This window comes from Janthinobacterium sp. 35, assembly GCF_002754575.1.
GTDB lineage: Bacteria > Pseudomonadota > Gammaproteobacteria > Burkholderiales > Burkholderiaceae_D > Janthinobacterium > Janthinobacterium tructae.
In genome coordinates, this window is sequence record NZ_PEFN01000001.1 from 269462 (window position 1) to 281952 (window position 12491).

Below are 12491 nucleotides of genomic sequence, written 5' to 3' on the forward strand. Positions count from 1 at the left end.
TGGTATCTACATGCGGCTGTTCGATAGCGTCTGCTGCTGTAAGCTATCGGGCTGTGCCGCCCGCCCGTCAATCTCCGCGCAAGCCGGCCAGTGCCGCCTCGAAGGCGGGTGTGCCCCGGCGCGCATCACCGACGATGCGGCCATCGCGCAGGCTGACCAGCCGGTCCGCCAGCGCCGCTTCGCGCCGCAAGTGCGTTGCGATCAGCAAGCTGCGTCCGTCGCAGCGCGCGCGCAAGCGCTGCAGGACATCGATGGCCACCTGTGCATTCAGCGCTTCGGTCGCTTCGTCCAGCAGCCACAAGGTCGATTCGTGCAGGAACAGCCGCGCCAGCGCCAGGCGCCGCGCCTGTCCGCCCGACAAGCCCAGGCCGCCCTCGCCCAGCTGCGTATCGAGGCCGCCGGCAAACGCCCGCACTTCCTCATCCAGGCCGGCCGATTGCAGCGCCGCCCACAGCTGCGCATCGCTGGCGCACGGGTCGGCCAGGCGCAGGTTGTCGCGCAGGCTGTCCTGGAACAATTCCGTCTTCTGGGTAAACAAACAGGCGCGCGGTGCGGCCACCGTTCCCGACAGCGGCGCCAGCTCGCGCGCGGCGATGGCCAGCAAGGTCGACTTGCCAGCGCCGCTGGGACCGATCAAGGCCACGCGCTCGCCATCGGCGATGTGCAGGGAAATATCATGCAAAATGGCATTCTTGCTGCCCGCATGCGCGGCGCTGACGCGTTCCAGGCGCAAGCCCGGTGCGGCATCAAAGGGCGGCAGCGCCACCTCATTGCCGTCAAGGCGCGGCGCCAGGCGGCGCATGGCCAGCAGCATGCGCCCCGCTTCCAGCGCGCCACGGCGCAGCCCCGCAAACGGTTCCACGGCCGTCAGGGCGATCAGCAGGGCCAGCGCCGCCAGCGGCAAACTCATCGTTTGTTGCTGCACCAGCGCTGCCACGGCCAGCAGCACGCCAGCCAGGGTCGCGCTGCCGGCCACGCCATACGCGGCGCCGGCGGCCGTCTCCAGGCGCAGCAGGGCGAAATCGGCTTGCGCCAGCGAACGGTCGATCTGCGCCAGCGCGGCGCACTGGGCGTCGATGCGGCCCGCCATCACCAGATCCGTCTGACCGGCCACCAGGTCGATGGTGCCGGAACGCAATTTTTCGATGGCGCGCGAACGCACGATGGCGGGACGGCGGGCACGCTGCGCCACGACCCAGCTGATGCCGCCGCCGGCGACCAGCAGCCACGCGGCCAGGCCCAGGCCCAGCTGCCACTGCATCACGCCCAGCGCCACGCCGGCCAGCAAGGCTACGCACAGGGCCGTGAAGGCAGGCACCAGCAGGCGCAAATACAGCGATTCGAGCGCGTCGATATCGGCCGTCAGGCGGAACAGCAGCTTGGCGGGCTGGCGCAGCAGGCGGCTGGCCGCTTCCGGGCGCGACCAGCCGCGAAACAGCCGCACGCGGATGCTGGCCAGTGCGGCGAACGTGGCGTCGTGCGTGACGAGCCGTTCCGCATAGCGCGAACCCGTGCGGCCGATGGCCAGCAAGCGGATGCCGGCCGACGGGCCGAACACGTCGAACAGGATCGCCGTCGAGGCATGCAGGCCGGCAATCGAGGTGGCGGTAATAAACCAGCCGGACAAGCCCAACAAGGCCATGCCGGCCACCGCCGTCAGGGCCGCCAGCAAGGCCCCCCCGATCAGCTTGCCGGGCTGGGCCAGCAGCAATTGCCGCAGGACGGGGCTCGATATGAGGGAAGTTTTCATGCCAGCTGTTCCTGTTCGTGCTCCTGTGCCAGCGCCCGGACATCGACCTGTACCGTGCGCTGCAGCCGGCCGGCCAGCACGGGGTCGTGCGTGGCGACGATCATCGTCTTGCCCTTGGCCAGTGCCAGCAAGGCGTCCGTGACGCGCGCCGCCGTTTCGCTGTCCAGGTGGGCCGTCGGTTCATCGACCAGCAGCAAGTCCGCGTGCGGATGCAGGGCCACGCGGGCCAGGGCCAGGCGCACGGCTTCGCCGCCGGACAAGCCCTGGCCGCCATCGCTGAGCATGATGGCCGGCTGCGCCTGCGCCACGCTAGCCAGGTCGGCCAGGTGCAGCGCCTGCGTCACCTGCGCGGCGTTCGCACCGAGGCGGCCCAGGGTCACATTCTGGCTGACGGAGGCGGCAAACACGTGCGGACGCTGGCCCATCCAGGCCATGCGCTGGCGCAAGGTATTCACCGTGCTGTCGCTCAGGCGCACGCCGCCGATGCGGATCTCGCCATCGCTGATGGGCAGCAAGCCGGCCAGCAAGGATAGCAAGGTGGTCTTGCCGGCGCCGCTGGCGCCCAGCAGGGCCACGTGTTCACCGGCACGCACCGTCAAGTCGAAGCGCTCGAATACGGGCGCTTCGCCGGGGTGGGCAAAGCGCAGTTGATGGATGTCGACGGCCGGTGGTGGCGCCACCGCCATGGCGGCGGCGGAAACGGCAGCCACTGCCACACCAAAGCCAGGCAGGGGCACGCCCTCGCCCGCCAGGTCATGCAGGCCGGCCAGGCCCGCTTCGCCGGCCGCCTTGTCGTGCCAGACGGCGGCCAGTTCGCGCAGGGGCTCGAAGAATGCGGGCGCCAGCAGCAGGATGAACAAGCCCTGCCCCAGGCTCAGTTCGCGGCCCCAGGTGCCGAAATTGATGCTGCCCAGCAAGGAGAAACCGATAAACGCCGCCACCATGGCCACCCCCAGCGCGGAAAACAGTTCCAGCACGGCGGACGACAAAAAGGCGATGCGCAGCACCACCATCGTGCGCCGGCGCACGGATTGCGACGAGGCATCCAGGCGTTCCGCCGTGGCGTTGACGGCGTCGAGCGCGCGCAGGGTGGCCAGGCCGCGCAGGCGGTCCAATAGAAAAGCATTCATGCTGCCCATTTCCACCATCTGCGCGCGGCTGGCCGCTTGCGCGCCCATGCCCACCAGGGCCATGAAGACGGGAATCAGGGGCGCGGCGATAAGCAGGATCAAGGCGGCAATCCACGACAGCGGCGTCACCACGGCGAGGATCACGAGCGGCACGAGCATGACTTTCCAGCGCGCCGGCTTGTAGCGCACCAGATACGGCACGATGGCTTCGGCCTGCTCGGCGATGACGCTGGCCGCCTGACCCGACTGCGCGCGCTGGCGGTCCAGCGGCGAACGGTGCGCCAGCGCTTGCGCCACTTGGGCGCGTAAGGTGCTCAGATGGGCGCGCGCCGCCGCGTACATGCGCCGCGCACCCCACGCTTCGCCGCCGGCGCGCAGCACGCCCAGCAGCAGCACGCCAGCGGCCGGCAGCAGGGCCGCGCGCCACGGTGCACCGTCGAGCATGGCTTGCACGGCCGAGGCCAGCAAGGCCGCTTGTGGCAGCCACAACAAGGCGGCGCCACCTTGCGCCAGGCTGGCGGCGCGGGGAAGGATAAAGCTGGGCAAAGACAGTGGCGTGGTCGGCATCTCTATACTTTTTGAGTTTTCAGAATTTTCTGTAAATTCGATTTTTTGTATAATACTGCGAAACATGACATATATCAATTGACCCTGCGGGTGTGGCGTGAAAAAATTCAGATAATTATGAAAACTCAAAATATCCACATGACGCCGCTGATCCTGACCTTTGTCAGCCATTTCGGCGAGATGGGCAGCCGCTGGGGCTTTAACCGTACGGTGGGACAAGTGTACGCCCTGTTGTTTGTCGCGGAGCATCCTTTGCACGCGGATGAAATCGCGGAACACCTGAGTTTTTCACGCTCGAACGTGAGCATCGGCTTGAAGGAATTGCAGGGCTGGGGCTTGATCCGCCAGTCGCGCATCCCCGGCGACCGGCGCGAGTATTTTTCCTCGCTGGGCGATGTGTGGCAAATCTTCCGCGTGGTAGCCGCAGAGCGCCGCCGCCGCGAAGTGGCACCCACCCTGACGGTGCTGCGCGAATCGCTGCTGGCGCCGGCCACGGAACCCGTGGACCAGTATGCGCAGGAGCGCATGCGCGAAATGTATGAATTGGTCGACCTGGCCAACACCTGGTTCGACGACTTGCAGCGCCTGTCGCCCGAATCGATGGCGCAACTGATGAAAATGGGCGCCAAGGTGCAAAAATTGCTCAACGCCAAGGACCGCCTGTTTGGCGTCAGCAACAACAACGATTGACCCCCCCCAAAGCCGAGACGCCGCCAGCACCAGCTGGCGCGCCTAGTCACGCCATTTCCCAACGTCATGCTGGCTATCGCTGGCACAGCCAAACATAGCCATATACGATGTTGTCAAGCGAACCAATAGAATTATTAAAATTGTATTAGTTTATATCAAGAGTAAGCTTTCATTTGCGTATTCGCTACGCGCAGGAAATACTTAAAAGCAGCTAAAAACGGGCAATGGGATGACTTCCCCGGCAGGCAGGGACGCGCCCCGACACGATGAAGCGACTGTCTCAAGCACAAGGGGATTTTCATGAAAAGCGTAAAGAACATTGCCATCAAGGCATCCATGCTGGCCGCAATGACCGTACTGACAAGTGCGGCGCAAGCGGCCACCTGGATCGATGTGGGTCCGGCCAGCGGTTTCGTCATCGCCGGCAGCACCGTCACGTATTCACCATCGCCGGCACTGCAGGTGAAATATTATGACGATAATCTGGTGCCGCAGAGTCCTGCGGCCATCCAGGGCTACATCAACGGCGTGTTCGGCACCAGCCTGGGCGCCGCCGTCTCGTATTGCGACAACGCCACCTCGGGCTGCACTGCCGGCACCACGGCAGGCTGGAGCGGCGGCGTCAATTCCTATACGAGCGCTGCCGCCTATGACTATCTGGCCATCCACTTCGGCCAGGGCGAACTGGTGTTCCACTGGGCCGCACCCGTGGCCGCCGGCACCACTTTCACGGTGGCGGGCCTGCCCAAGGATCTGAGCAACTACAGGGCCTTCATTTCCGCCGTGCCGGAACCTGAAACCTATGCCATGCTGCTCGCCGGCCTGGGCATGCTGGGCTTCCTGGCACGCCGCCGCCGGGGAGAGTAAGCCTCATCATCCGCCGCATAATGGCAGCGGCGCAGCAGCGCCCGCTGCCGCCCTCAATGCCAGCCGCATCTTTACGCCGCGCTTGCGGCGCCAGGCCCACTGTTTACACCATTTTTAGATCCCCCTCGCTATGCTCGACAGCATCAACTGCTGATCGACGAGGGAGAACTCATGCACGAACAACCGTTTCAGCCACGCGCGCGCAGCGTGATCCGCCAGCACTTGCCCGTGCGGGAACGGCTGCGTCTGGCCCGACTGGCCAACAGAAAAATCGTTTCGGTATGCTCGGCGCTGCTGTGCGCGGTGCCGCTGCTGTATTTGCTGATCGTGGTGCTGTTTGCGCAGCCTTAAGGCCGCGTGCTGACAGACAGGAAGAGGAAGATGGCGGCCGCATGGCGCAAGCCGTGGCCAGTATGAAACTGGTCCGCCCAGAGGGAATCGAACCCCCATTCACGGTTTAGAAGACCGTTGTCCTATCCGTTGAACGATGGGCGGAAAGGTGCAGTATTTTAATCCATGCGCGTCAGCAATGAAATGCCAGCGCGGAATAGAAAACGGGCTGTCATTTCTGACAGCCCGCTTATGACTTTGGTCGGAGTACAAGGATTCGAACCTTGGACCCCCTGGTCCCAAACCAGGTGCGCTACCGGGCTGCGCCACACTCCGAAGACAAGATAATAACGCCCCCAGCCAATTTCGTCAATTGCCATAGACGAATTAGATGGAAAAAACTATCGGCGCTTGCCTCTACACACCGACTTTATCGGCGATGCGGCGCGCCATCGACTCGGCCTGATCCTTGTCCTTCGCTTCCACCATCACGCGGATCAACGGTTCGGTGCCCGACGCGCGGATCAGCACGCGGCCCGTGTCGCCAAGTTCGGCCTCGACCAATTCTTTTTCGGCCACCATGGCGGCATTTTTTTGCCAGTCGAAACCGGGCGCCACGCGCAGGTTGATCAGGGTTTGCGGGAACAGCACCAGTTCGGCCAGGCATTGCTGCAGGCTCTGGCCGCTGCGCTTGAGCGCGGACAATACCTGCAGCGCGGAAACGATGCCGTCACCCGTCGTGTGGCGGTCCAGGCACAGCAGATGGCCGGAGCCCTCGCCGCCCAGTATCCAACCCTTTTCCTTCATCACTTCCAACACGTAGCGGTCGCCCACCTTGGCGCGCGCAAAGCCGATGCCCTGCTGCTTGAACAGCACTTCCAGCGCCATGTTGGTCATCAAGGTGCCGACGGCGCCCGCCACGGGGCCCGTTGCCAGGCGGTCCTTGACCATGACGTACAACAGCTCGTCGCCGTTATACAGCCGTCCCGTGGCGTCGCACATGATCAGGCGGTCGGCGTCGCCATCGAGAGCGATGCCAAGGTCGGCCCCCTGCTCCACGACGGCCTCGGCCATGGCCTTGGTTGCCGTGGCGCCGAAGCCCGCATTGATGTTGAAGCCATCGGGCTTGTTGCCGATGGCGATGACTTCCGCCCCCAGCTCATGGAACACGTGCGGCGCGATATGGTAGGCGGCGCCATGCGCGCAGTCGACGACGATCTTCAGGCCGCGCAAGTCCAGCTCGTTCGGGAAGGTGCTCTTGCAAAATTCGATGTAGCGGCCCTGGGCATCATCGAGGCGCTTGGCGCGGCCCAGCTTGTCCGACGGCACGCAGGCCATGGGCTCATCGAGCGCCGCCTCGATTTCCAGTTCCACGCTGTCGGGCAGCTTGGTGCCCTGGCCGGAAAAGAACTTGATGCCATTGTCGTGATACGGATTGTGCGAGGCGGAAATGACGACACCGGCCGACAGGCGCAGCGCCCGCGTCAGGTAGGCGATCGCCGGTGTCGGCATGGGGCCGGCCAGCATCACGTCCACGCCGGCTGCCGACAGGCCAGCCTCCAGCGCCGCTTCCAGCATGTAGCCGGAAATGCGCGTGTCCTTGCCGATCAGCACCGTCGGGCGTGCCTTGCCGCCTTGCGACTTGGCCAGCACCTTGCCGGCCGCATAGCCGAGGCGCATGACGAAATCGGGGGTGATCGGGGCCGTGCCCACCAGGCCGCGGATGCCATCGGTACCAAAATATTTACGGGTCATCGTATTTCTCTTCTTGTTGTTTATGATAGATCTTACTGGGTCAGTGTGCCATGCGCCAGACCTTCAGCGCATCGACGGTTTCAGCTACATCATGCACACGGATAATTTCTGCACCTTGCGCTACCGCAGCAAGCGCACCGGCAACACTGCCGGCCAGGCGCTGCTCGACGGGACGTCCCGTGACGGCGCCGATCATCGACTTGCGCGACAGGCCCGCCAGCACGGGCAAGCCCAGCTCGCTGCGCAACTGGCGCGTGGCGCGCAGCAAGGCATAGTTTTGTTCCACCGTCTTGCCGAAACCAAAGCCGGGATCGACGCACAGGCGCTCGCGGGCGATGCCGGCCGCCGTCATCGTGTCGATGCGCTGGCGCAGGAAGTCGGTGACTTCGCGCACCACGTCTTCGTACTGAGGCTGGGCTTGCATGGTTTCTGGCACGTTTTGCATGTGCATGATGCACAGCGCACAATCGCTGTCCTGCACGGCCTCGATGGCGCCCGGCGCGCGGAAAGCGTTGATGTCGTTGATCATGTCGGCGCCCGCCAGGATGGCTTCGCGCATCACTTCGGGTTTATACGTGTCGACGGAGAGGGGCTTGCCGCAGTCGCGCAAGGCGTACAGCACCGGCATGACGCGCGCAAGCTCGTCCGCCAACGGCAAGGGCGGCGCGCCGGGGCGGCTCGATTCGCCGCCGATATCGATGATGTCGACGCCGTCGACTATCATCTGCTCGGCGCGCGAGAGGGCAAATTCAAGCAGTTGATACTGGCCCGCATCGGAAAACGAGTCGGGCGTGATGTTCAGAATGCCCATCACCAGCGCCTGCGTGCCGGACAGGTTGAAGCCGAAACGGCCGAATTGCAAATAGTGTCGCATGTGAATCTTTGTAGTCGTCATGAAAATCTGGCGCGGCAACGAAAAAGGGCAAGGATCGCTCCTTACCCTCGTTCTTGCCATACCCTTGCGTGCCGCCCGTCAGGGCGGCCGTTATCAGGCTGGCGCCGTCACGTTTGGCGAGATGCCGCCCGTGCCGCTGTCACCGCCCGCATTGCGGCGTGGCGGAATGACTTTCGGTGGACGCGGCTCCAGGCCGGCCATGATGTCATTGATCTGCTCTGCATCAATGGTTTCCCATTCCAGCAAGGCTTTGGTCATCATTTCGACCTTGTCACGGTTGCTTTCCAGCAAAGTACGCGCCAAAGCATATTGCTTGTCGAGAATGTTGCGGATTTCAGCATCGACCTTTTGCTGGGTCGCTTCCGAGATCGTCTTGGTGGCGCCACCGAAGAAACCTTCGTTTTCGCTGTCTTCGTAGACCATCACGCCCATGCTGTCGGACATGCCGAAGCGGGTCACCATGGAACGGGCCAGCTTGGTGGCACGCGAGAAGTCGTTCGACGCACCCGTGGACATCTGTCCCACGAAAATCTCTTCGGCGATGCGGCCACCGAACAGGATGGAAATTTCTTCCAGCATCTTGTCCTTGTAGGCGGACAAGTTGTCGTGTTCCGGCAACTGCCAGGTCAGGCCCAGGGCCCAGCCGCGCGGCATGATCGTCACTTTGTGCACGGGATCGGCTTTTGGCAGCAACTTGGCCACCACCGCGTGACCGGACTCATGGTAAGCCGTATTGCGACGCTCTTCCTCGCGGATGATCATCGATTTACGCTCAGGACCCATGTAGATCTTGTCTTTCGCATCTTCGAAGTCGGCCATTTCCACCAGGCGCTTGCTGCGGCGGGCGGCAAACAGAGCTGCTTCGTTGACCAGGTTGGCCAGGTCGGCGCCCGAGAAACCGGGAGTGCCGCGGGCCAGGATATCGGCTTTCACGTCGGTACTGATAGGTACTTTACGCATGTGCACGTTCAAGATCTGTTCGCGGCCGCGGATATCGGGCAAGCCGACGGAGACCTGGCGGTCGAAACGGCCCGGACGCAGCAAGGCTTTGTCGAGCACGTCGGCGCGGTTGGTGGCGGCCACGACGATCACGCCGGAGTTCGCTTCAAAACCGTCCATCTCGACCAGCAACTGGTTCAAGGTCTGTTCGCGCTCATCATTGCCGCCGCCCATGCCGGCGCCGCGGTGACGACCGACAGCGTCGATCTCATCGATGAAGATGATGCATGGCGAATGCTTTTTCGCGTTTTCGAACATGTCGCGCACGCGGCTTGCACCGACGCCAACGAACATTTCCACGAAGTCGGAACCCGAAATCGAGAAGAACGGCACCTTGGCTTCGCCGGCGATGGCGCGCGCCAGCAGGGTTTTACCCGTGCCCGGAGGACCGACCATCAGCACGCCGCGGGGAATGCGGCCGCCCAGTTTCTGGAATTTGCTCGGGTCCTTGAGGAAGTCGACCACTTCGTTGACTTCTTCTTTCGCTTCGTCGCAACCGGCGACATCGGCGAAGGTGACGGTATTGCTGGCTTCATCCATCATGCGCGCCTTCGACTTGCCGAACGAGAATGCCCCGCCCTTGCCGCCGCCTTGCATCTGACGCATGAAGAAGACCCAGACGCCGATCAACAGCAGCATGGGGAACCAGGATACAAAAATAGTTTGCAGGAAAGACGCTTCCTCAGGCGGGCGCACATCGAAGTGCACGCCGTTGTCGCGCAGATCGCCGATCAGGCCCTTGTCGAGGCTGGTGGCGGTGGTACGCACCTTGGTGTCGTCCATCAGCTTGGCGGTGATCGACGAACCTTCGATCACGACATCCTTGACACGCTTGGCTTTGACTTCATCCAGCAAATCGGAATAAGCGATGGCCTTGCTGCCGCCTGTGGCGCCATGACTGTCGAATTGCTTGAACAGCATGAACAACAGCAGCAATACGACTACCCAGATGGCAGATTTGGAAAACATGTTATTCACGAAGACTCCTTGGATGCAGTGCGCATCTCTTTACCAATAGCTAGAAACACGATTTTACTCGCAATAAGCGGGCCGTGCCAAAGCCCGCCGATCCGTGCGCGCGAAAAAACCGCGCTCACGCAAAAAAATGCAGTATAAACAATTTAGGCTTTTATGCCATCAGACGCTACTGCACTTCTCGTTCCCATGTGCGGATTCCCGCTTAAATATCAAGGGCGGAATCATCTTCTTGCACAGCATTTTTCAGCGGATTCTTGAGACCACGCCCCATCAGGAAGATTTCTGACGATTTATCGCGGCTGGCCTTGGGCTTTTTCTGCACCACGACCTTGAATTCAGCGCGGAATTTCTCCACGATCTGGCTGAAACCCATGTCTTTGAAGCATTTCACCAACAAGACGCCCGATGGTTTCAAATGCAATTGCGAAAATTCGATGGCCAGGTCGATCAGATGTTCCATGCGCGCAGCGTCCGCCGTGGCGATGCCCGACAGATTCGGCGCCATGTCCGACAGGACCACGTCAACCTTGCGTCCTTGCAATACCACTTCCAGCTGGCGCAGCACGCGCGCTTCGCGGAAGTCGCCCTGGATGAAGTGGAAATCGGCGATCGGCTCCATTTCCAGCATGTCCAGGCCAATCAGGGTACCATTGACCCCGCCGCCGTCCTTGCCGGCCAGCTTGCGCCGCAGATACTGGGCCCAGCTGCCAGGAGTGCAACCAAGGTCGACAATTACCTGGCCATGCTTGATCAGTTTTTCGTCTTCATCGATTTCTTTGAGCTTGTATGCTGCCCGGGCGCGGTAGCCCTCTTTTTGCGCCAACTTCACATAAGGATCATTTATGTGGTCGTGCAACCAGTTTTTGTTTAATTTCTTCTTTGCCATTCGCGTAGAATACTGCTTTTAAGGGAATTACTAAATATTATTATGCTAAAACTTACACCCGTAGAGCGCAGCGCACTGCGCGCCGAAGCACACGCGCTGAAGCCTATCGTCATCATTGGCGAAGCGGGCTTGACACCTGCTGTCCTCAAAGAGATCGACCTTGGCCTGGATTCGCACGGTCTGATTAAAGTCCGCGTGTTCGGCGACGACCGCGAAGCCCGCGTCGGAATGTACGATACGATTTGCGGCAATCTCGGCGCCGCCCCGGTACAACATATTGGCAAACTGCTGGTAATCTACCGTCCGAAAAAAGAAGTGGTTAAGGAGAAGGTCAGCGCCGGCAAAGGCATGCGCGAAGTGACCATCGTCAAGGCCAGCGCCAGCGGCACCAAGCGCCCCAGCGTGACGAAAGTCATGATCAAGGGCAATGAGCGCGTTACCGAAGGCGGTTCCATCAAGCGTGCCAAGCCACGTCAGAAAAGCGCCAAGAAAAGCGCACTGGGCAGCAAGTAAGCCTGTTCACCCGGCAACCGCAAGGCTGCCGGGCTTGAAGCAAGAAGCGGAGCACGGGATATCCCCTGCTCCGCTTTTTTATTGCCGTTGCGGCGTCGGATTACGCGTGGCCTACGGCCTCGCTAATCCGACCTACGTGTTGCCATGTAGGTCGGATTAGCGCGCAGCGCGTAATCCGACAAGCACGGCAGCGATTACTGCTGTTTCCAGATCAATACACCCGCCAGCAGGCTCTGCACGGCAAAGATCAGGGTCGACACGCCATGCAGCATGCCGAAGCGGCTGCGCATGGCCTCGTCCATGATGCCCGACGGCGCCTGCGCCTTGAGTTCGGCCATCAGCGGCGAAATACCGAAATGACTGAGCAGCGCGCACACCAGCATCGACAGCACCAGCGCCCCCAGCAGGCGCCGGCGTTTCAGCTCCAGGGCGCCCGCGCCCCATTGCAGCAAGGCCAGCAACACCAAAGCACAGGCGATCGACAGCCACGCCTCGGCGCGGAACATGCTGCCGGCGATATTGCCCGCCAGCACACGGTCGCTCAAGGTAGCAAACAAGGTGGGCGCCACGATGAAGCCGATGGTCCACAGGCTGCCTGCCCACAGGGTGGCAACGAGGAAGCGCAGGCGGGCGAGCATCAGATGTACTGTACTTCCAGGATTTCGTATTCGCGCGGGCCGGACGGCGCCTGCACTTCCACCACGTCGCCGGCGTACTTGCCGATCAGCGCACGCGCGATCGGGGACGTCACGGAGACTTTGTTCTTTTTCAGGTCGGCTTCATCGAGGCCGACGATCTGGTACGTGACTTTCTGGCCCGATTCCAGGTCTTCCAGGTTCACGGTCGAGGCAAACACCACGCGGCCTTCCGCGTCGAGCGCGGTCGGGTCGATGATTTGCGCTGCGCCCAGCTTGCCTTCGAGCTCGGCGATGCGGCCTTCGACGAAGGCCTGGCGCTCCTTGGCGGCATCGTACTCGGCGTTTTCCGACAAATCTCCGTGCGAACGCGCTTCGGCGATCGCATCGATGACGATGCGGCGTTCCTTGGTCTTCAAATGATGCAGCTCTTCCTTCAGAAGTTCTGCGCCGTATTTGGTCAATGGGACTGAGGTCATGTTATCTCTACTATCTG

Annotated in this window: 12 protein-coding genes and 2 tRNA genes; 4 read left to right on the top strand and 10 right to left on the bottom strand. The window is 62.1% G+C overall.

Going from position 1 to position 12491, the window contains the following annotated elements; all coding sequences use genetic code 11:
* Nucleotides 1-67 precede the first annotated feature (67 nt).
* Both CLU93_RS01215 and cydD read right to left on the bottom strand, forming a co-directional pair.
* Nucleotides 68-1750, bottom strand: coding sequence for an amino acid ABC transporter ATP-binding/permease protein (locus CLU93_RS01215; RefSeq protein WP_099759662.1), 1683 nt, complete (start codon nucleotides 1748-1750; stop codon nucleotides 68-70).
* Nucleotides 1747-3447: a thiol reductant ABC exporter subunit CydD gene (gene cydD / locus CLU93_RS01220; RefSeq protein ID WP_099759663.1), complete on the bottom strand. Its 1701-nt coding sequence runs from the start codon at nucleotides 3445-3447 to the stop codon at nucleotides 1747-1749. The genes CLU93_RS01215 and cydD overlap by 4 nt, the downstream gene beginning before the upstream one ends.
* A gap of 117 nt (nucleotides 3448-3564) precedes the next feature.
* Here cydD and CLU93_RS01225 point away from each other — a divergent pair, with 117 nt between their 5' ends.
* The 3 genes from CLU93_RS01225 (at nucleotide 3565) to CLU93_RS01235 (ending at nucleotide 5355) form a co-directional block, all read left to right on the top strand.
* Nucleotides 3565-4137 carry a GbsR/MarR family transcriptional regulator gene (locus tag CLU93_RS01225; protein WP_242428456.1) on the top strand — a complete coding sequence of 191 codons (573 nt, stop codon included), beginning with the start codon at nucleotides 3565-3567 and terminating at the stop codon, nucleotides 4135-4137.
* 300 nt (nucleotides 4138-4437) lie between these two features.
* Nucleotides 4438-5004, top strand: a complete 567-nt coding sequence (locus CLU93_RS28505) for an FxDxF family PEP-CTERM protein (RefSeq protein ID WP_257224823.1) — start codon at nucleotides 4438-4440, stop codon at nucleotides 5002-5004.
* A 171-nt stretch (nucleotides 5005-5175) separates the two neighbouring features.
* Nucleotides 5176-5355, top strand: a complete 180-nt coding sequence (locus CLU93_RS01235; protein WP_071077939.1) for a hypothetical protein — start codon at nucleotides 5176-5178, stop codon at nucleotides 5353-5355.
* Between the two features lie 69 nt (nucleotides 5356-5424).
* On the opposite strand, the gene CLU93_RS01240 is transcribed toward CLU93_RS01235, so the two are convergent.
* The 6 genes from CLU93_RS01240 to CLU93_RS01265 all read right to left on the bottom strand — a co-directional run bounded on the left by CLU93_RS01240 (nucleotide 5425) and on the right by CLU93_RS01265 (nucleotide 10847).
* Nucleotides 5425-5499, bottom strand: a tRNA-Arg gene (locus CLU93_RS01240).
* Nucleotides 5500-5593: 94 nt separating this feature from the next.
* Nucleotides 5594-5670, bottom strand: a tRNA-Pro gene (locus CLU93_RS01245).
* Between the two features lie 81 nt (nucleotides 5671-5751).
* The gene (glmM, locus tag CLU93_RS01250; RefSeq protein ID WP_099759664.1) at nucleotides 5752-7089 is read right to left on the bottom strand and encodes a phosphoglucosamine mutase; all 1338 of its coding nucleotides are present in this window, start codon (nucleotides 7087-7089) and stop codon (nucleotides 5752-5754) included.
* A gap of 40 nt (nucleotides 7090-7129) precedes the next feature.
* A complete protein-coding gene (gene folP, locus CLU93_RS01255; protein WP_099759665.1) occupies nucleotides 7130-7963 on the bottom strand; it encodes a dihydropteroate synthase in 834 nt (277 codons plus the stop codon).
* A 114-nt stretch (nucleotides 7964-8077) separates the two neighbouring features.
* Nucleotides 8078-9961 carry an ATP-dependent zinc metalloprotease FtsH gene (ftsH, locus tag CLU93_RS01260; protein WP_071077941.1) on the bottom strand — a complete coding sequence of 628 codons (1884 nt, stop codon included), beginning with the start codon at nucleotides 9959-9961 and terminating at the stop codon, nucleotides 8078-8080.
* Nucleotides 9962-10163: 202 nt separating this feature from the next.
* Nucleotides 10164-10847, bottom strand: a complete 684-nt coding sequence (locus tag CLU93_RS01265; protein WP_096234939.1) for an RlmE family RNA methyltransferase — start codon at nucleotides 10845-10847, stop codon at nucleotides 10164-10166.
* 42 nt (nucleotides 10848-10889) lie between these two features.
* Here CLU93_RS01265 and CLU93_RS01270 point away from each other — a divergent pair, with 42 nt between their 5' ends.
* On the top strand, nucleotides 10890-11360 hold the full coding sequence (locus CLU93_RS01270) for a YhbY family RNA-binding protein (protein ID WP_010397237.1): 471 nt from the start codon (nucleotides 10890-10892) through the stop codon (nucleotides 11358-11360).
* Nucleotides 11361-11554: 194 nt separating this feature from the next.
* Here the strand turns inward: CLU93_RS01270 and CLU93_RS01275 are convergent, their stop codons facing one another.
* Together CLU93_RS01275 and greA are read right to left on the bottom strand one after the other, a co-directional pair.
* Complete coding sequence (locus CLU93_RS01275; protein WP_180287782.1) at nucleotides 11555-11998, bottom strand: DUF4149 domain-containing protein; 444 nt, start codon at nucleotides 11996-11998, stop codon at nucleotides 11555-11557.
* A complete protein-coding gene (gene greA, locus CLU93_RS01280; RefSeq protein WP_071077944.1) occupies nucleotides 11998-12474 on the bottom strand; it encodes a transcription elongation factor GreA in 477 nt (158 codons plus the stop codon). Before greA ends, CLU93_RS01275 begins: the two co-directional genes overlap by 1 nt.
* Nucleotides 12475-12491 lie beyond the last annotated feature (17 nt).